Here is a 4440-nt window from a genome sequence, read left to right on the forward strand (position 1 = left end):
CTATACTCATTTTAGCATTCCTAAGTTCAATTACTCCGCTCACTTTGCTTATGCATATATCAACACTCTGCTAAAACAGAGCCTAAAAATTAAATTGTATTCTTTATTAAAGAAATATTAACATCTATAACAGCTCCATTAATCTCCATAGATATGCATACTACTTTATCCGAACTAGAATTTGCAGTAAATTTTCCATGTATAAGAGTTGGTGTAGATATATCTACATTTACATTATTATTTGAAAAATTAGTTGAAGCATTCGCTGTAAGCATATTAACAAGTTCAGAAATAGCACTTTGTGCTAATTCATTAAATTCATCTACTGGCATTCCCATCATCATGGCTGATGCAATTTTTTTTGCATCTTCTTCATTCATAGTATATATAATATTTCCTTTAATATCTCCAATAAGTCCTATTATAATTATAACTCCTGGGCTTTCTATAAATCTGCCTTTTTCACTTACTCCATTTTTTTTAATATCACTTAAACCTAATTGAGGCATTACGTTTGTAAATGCATCTACTATAGGATTTATATTATTGACATCCATTCACTTTCACCTCTTTTGAATCCTATGTTTATTGATAAATCTCCAAATTTAGTTTTAATCTTTGCAGAATAATTGTTATCTATTTCTGCTTTTGATATATTTATTGATTCACCGTGAAATGTAGTTGGTGGTGCTACTCTTAATCCAAATACTTTATTCTTTTTATTTATCATTGAGCATGCATTTCCTGCAAACATATTGGCAATTTCCGCTACCACATTAAGTAATTCTTTCGTATCTTTAGCTTCTCTCTTTAATAATGTTGTTACAATATTTTGAGCTGTTTCAAATGACATATCTATAATCATTCTTCCTGAGTATTTTCCTATAATCCCCATAACTGCCACAATGCCTTCGCTGTGTATCTCTTTATCAGTATTATAATCATCAATAACTTCAGCATCTGTTTTTGTTAATTTGCTAAATAAATTTATTATAGATTCTTTAAATACATTTGGATATAAAAGTTCTAATTCTGAATGAAGTTCTTCATCCCCCATAACTCTATTTATTAACAACGTTAATTCTTCTGAATCAACTGGTTTTTGAATATAACCTGATATTTTTGTTTTCTTAGCTTTTTTTATAAGTTCATCATCCATCATTGCACTAACAATAATAACTTTAATACTATCATCAATTTTGTGTATTTCTCTTGTGCATTCAAAACCATCAGTACCTGGAATAGTCATATCCATTGTTATTAAATCAGGTTTTAATTTCTTAGTCTCTTCAATAGCTTCCTCTAGCGATTGAGCTTCTCCAACAACATTAAACCCATTTTCTGTTAATGCATCTCTAAGCAATGCTATTTGAAATGGTGAATCATCAACTATTAAAATTTTTATATCTTTCATATGTTATTCCACCCCTTTTATCATATAATATAGGATTTATTAATATTTAATAGAACTTTTTATACTTTAAATTGTAATCAATCTAACCTTATAATTTATATTTAATATTTCGAGTGTATTCAACATTTCTTAATAGTTAAAAGCTATCTCTCTTAATTTTTTAATTAATTTTATAATCATTTTAATATTTTATTTGATTTATATATATATGTCTTTTTTAAAGCATATGAAAAAACTAATATAAAAATAAAAAAGACTATATCATTTCTATAACTAAATACTTACAGAAATGATATAGTCTTATACTTATACTCCGCCCACTTTGCTTATACATATATCAATACTCCGCTAAAACAGAGCCTTTATTTATTATTTTATTTTTTGAAATTCACTCTGTTTAATATTAAGTTTAATGCTACTCCAACAATTGCTGCAAAGCTTAATCCTGATATAGATACTGTATCATTTATTCTTATTCCTACTAAAATTCCAAATTTTTTCTCTATGAAAGTTCCTAAAAGTCCTATTACTAGTATTGTAATAATTACAAGTAAATTTCTCCAATCTATTTTCACTTTTTGATATTTTATAGTATTAAATCCAACTAATGAAATCATAGAAAATAACATTATACTTATTCCACCCATAACAGCTTGTGGAATTGTGCTTATTGCAGATCCAAACTTACCTATAAAGCTTAGCATTATTGCAAATATAGCTGCTAATCTTAATATTGATGGATCATAATTTTTAGTAATTGCTAAAACTCCAGTATTCTCTCCATATGTAGTATTAGCTGGCCCCCCAAATGATGCTGCTATCATAGTAGCTAGTCCATCTCCTAGTAACGTCCTATTTAATCCTGGCTCTTCTATGAAATTTTTTCCAACAACTTGACCATTTGTTGTTATGTCACCAATATGTTCCATAAAAGTAGCTAGTACTACTGGTACAATAATCATTATCGCTCCTAAATCAAATTTAGGTAATGTAAAATGTGGAATAACTATAATGCTCGCTTCTGAAATTGCTTGAACATTAACATACCCTATAAAATAAGATACTATATATCCTACAATAACCCCACATAATATTGATATTTGAGATATAAATCCTTTTCCTAAATATTTTACTGATAAAGTTACTCCTAATGTTATAACTCCAATGATTAAATTGTCTTTAGCCATATTTATAGCTGTTGGAATTAAATTTAATCCTATTACCATAATCATAGGTCCAACAACTTGTGCTGGTAATACATATTTTATTTTATCAGTACCAATTTTTTTGATAATAAAAGACATTAAGACATAGATTAGACCTGCTATCATTATTCCACCTTGTGCATATCTTAAATCGCCATATGTTTGTCCAACAGCGCATATTACTGGAATGAATGCAAATGATGAGCCTAAAAAGACTGGAACTTTCATTTTTGTACAAATATGAAATACTAATGTTCCAATACCTGCACAAAATAATGCTACCGAAATATCAAGACCGGTTAAAATAGGAACTAAAACAGTTGCTCCAAACATTGCAATTAAGTGTTGTAATGCTAATACTAACTTGCCCCCTGTTTTTTTCCACGAAATTTCTCCGAATTGCTCTTTTGTAATACTTATAATTTCTGACATAAAAAAAATACCTCCTTAAATAAATAAGAGGAAAATACTATTATCTCCCCTTTTTAGCCTCTCTGGACTAAATTAAAAGTTCTTGTCAAAATTTTTAACAATATGAAATTGTATATAAAAATAATTATCTATTCTTATATTTTATTCTTTATCTTATTATAGCTTAAATTTTTTAAAAGTAAATAATTTTTTATAAATTCTCTTAAAATTAATAATTTACTCAAAAGAGTAATTATAGTATTTAAGGTTTAATATAACCCATAAAATTATAATTACCCTTAAATTTAATCTCTAGTCTTTAGTGTACATATTTATTATATATTACCTCTATAATCTGCACTTAAGAACATGGCAGCCTCTTTAGTTCTTCTTCTATAAAGCCCTTCTATTCTTTTTCCTCCACCATTACTCCAAGCTTGAAAATTAGAAGTAATTATATCTTTATCTCTTATTCCTGCAATTATATTTTTATATAGTGTAGAACCTAGCAATCCTACTACCCCACAATTATATGCAAAGCTTACTAATGCATCTAGTTCATTTTGTTTTAAACTTATATTTTTATCATCTAAATCTTTTTTTATTATTTTAGCATATTTATTGTTAATTAAATTTTTTAACATTTCACTTGCTTTACTTTCAGTTATACTAGATAACCCCTTTATTTCATCTCCAGTCATTCCATAACCTAATGTTAAGACTCCAACCATATCATAATATGGTTTTGAAAAAAAACCCTCCCAAGATTTTATAAAATCAATACAAGCATCAGATACTAAAGTATTTTCTAACATACTACCATCTTTATCAAAAGTATACTGTTTCCCATTAATACTTGCAGTACAATCAATATAACATTTTCCTTTATAGCCATTACTAGATTCCTCAAGATAATACCAAATTTCCTTTAGCTTAATCCATCCAGTTTGCATTATTCCATTGGAATCCATATAATACCATAATCCATCTTTGTCTTTTACCCACCCAGTCTGCATTATTCCCTCATCATTTAAATAATACCATTTCCCATTTTCTTCATACCAGCCTTTTATAACCTTTCCATCTTGACCTTCTACACACCATTTCCATTGTGTCATATTTAATCCTCCTTGGTTAAAAATAGAATTATCTAATATCTATATTTTTATTTAAGGATTTTAATCTATTAAAATTTTAAAATTATATATTGTAAATTAAGAATTAACACATACTACATAATATGAAATTCATATTTAAGCGGTTACTATTTAATATATATTTTTTAATTATTGTATCTATCTTTTAATTAATTTATGGCTCTGTTTTTAATGCGTGTTGATATATGCAATAGGTAAAGTGGCATTGTAATTGGACTTTGAGAATCCTTAATGAGTATTGTCATATTTACTG

General features: G+C 27.2%; 4 protein-coding genes. All 4 read right to left on the reverse strand.

From position 1 onward, the window contains the following. Positions 1 to 89 precede the first annotated feature (89 nt). Positions 90 to 557, reverse strand: a complete 468-nt coding sequence (locus RGC78_RS15880) for a chemotaxis protein CheX (RefSeq protein WP_252213941.1) — start codon at positions 555 to 557, stop codon at positions 90 to 92. Beyond that, positions 539 to 1414 carry a response regulator gene (locus RGC78_RS15885; protein ID WP_252213943.1) on the reverse strand — a complete coding sequence of 292 codons (876 nt, stop codon included), beginning with the start codon at positions 1412 to 1414 and terminating at the stop codon, positions 539 to 541. Before RGC78_RS15885 ends, RGC78_RS15880 begins: the two co-directional genes overlap by 19 nt. Before the next feature lie 374 nt (positions 1415 to 1788). Then, a complete protein-coding gene (locus RGC78_RS15890) occupies positions 1789 to 3051 on the reverse strand; it encodes a uracil-xanthine permease family protein (protein ID WP_252225512.1) in 1263 nt (420 codons plus the stop codon). A gap of 314 nt (positions 3052 to 3365) precedes the next feature. Continuing rightward, positions 3366 to 4148, reverse strand: a complete 783-nt coding sequence (locus RGC78_RS15895; protein ID WP_252213947.1) for a lysozyme — start codon at positions 4146 to 4148, stop codon at positions 3366 to 3368. Between the last annotated feature and the right edge of the window lie 292 nt (positions 4149 to 4440).

The sequence above is a fragment of the Clostridium aquiflavi genome, assembly GCF_031344075.1.
Lineage (GTDB): Bacteria > Bacillota > Clostridia > Clostridiales > Clostridiaceae > Clostridium > Clostridium aquiflavi.

Bases quoted from the DNA above. Each gene is read 5' to 3' on its own strand.
- RGC78_RS15880 (WP_252213941.1), bottom strand. From the start codon at position 557: ATGGATGTCAATAATATAAATCCTATAGTAGATGCATTTACAAACGTA.
- RGC78_RS15885 (WP_252213943.1), bottom strand. From the start codon at position 1,414: ATGAAAGATATAAAAATTTTAATAGTTGATGATTCACCATTTCAAATA.
- RGC78_RS15890 (WP_252225512.1), bottom strand. From the start codon at position 3,051: ATGTCAGAAATTATAAGTATTACAAAAGAGCAATTCGGAGAAATTTCG.
- RGC78_RS15895 (WP_252213947.1), bottom strand. From the start codon at position 4,148: ATGACACAATGGAAATGGTGTGTAGAAGGTCAAGATGGAAAGGTTATA.